This is a genomic window from Mesorhizobium sp. M2E.F.Ca.ET.209.01.1.1 (assembly GCF_004010375.2).
Classification (GTDB): domain Bacteria; phylum Pseudomonadota; class Alphaproteobacteria; order Rhizobiales; family Rhizobiaceae; genus Mesorhizobium.
The window spans coordinates 1-530 of record NZ_SADP02000122.1 but is presented as its reverse complement, the minus strand read 5'-3'; the positions used below and the strand labels follow the sequence as shown (position 1 = coordinate 530).

The following is a 530-nucleotide window of genomic DNA, read 5'->3' as shown; positions in this document are numbered from 1 at the left end:
CCAGATCGGCCGGACGCGCCATTTCACCATCGAGGCCAGGATGGCCTTGACTGCGCTCCAGCCTCCGGCAAGTGCCGCCACGATGAAGCCGGAAACCGCCGGTCCGAAGGTGAACCAGGGAATGCTCTCGCCATTGGACAGGTAGAACGGGACGAAGGCCAACCACGTCAGGACGAGTGTCAGCGAAAAAAAGGCAGTCAATCGGTGCTTCCACACCAGGTTCAGGAAGGAAGTCATGTCGGATGCTTTCTCGGGCGGATCTGTGGGGGTTTCCCGGGCCACCGCTCAGTCGACGTGCCACGGCAAACCCAGCCGCGCCGTCGAACACATCGTCAATGCGTTGATGAACCTCGGTCAGCCGAAAATCCCGATCCCTTTCCGATGGATTTCCGATATTTGGCCGGCTCGGCCTCATCCCAATCCAAAATGTCAGCACGCGTCGGGCCTGGGGTGCCGAAATCTTGATTTCGCCACCCAACAGGTGAAAAGCTCCGCCCATGGAATGGCGCGACGAGGGAATCGTTCTCGGC

Annotated in this window: 1 protein-coding gene and 1 pseudogene; one reads left to right on the top strand and one right to left on the bottom strand. The window is 60.0% G+C overall.

Annotated elements, in window-relative coordinates:
* Nucleotides 1-201 (bottom strand): annotated as a pseudogene (locus EN852_RS34890) (CPBP family intramembrane glutamate endopeptidase); the annotation flags it as partial.
* A gap of 34 nt (nt 202-235) precedes the next feature.
* On the opposite strand from EN852_RS34890, the gene EN852_RS41800 reads away from it, so the two are divergent.
* A partial coding sequence (locus EN852_RS41800) for a hypothetical protein (protein ID WP_210238281.1) occupies nt 236-530 on the top strand: 295 nt, incomplete at its 3' end.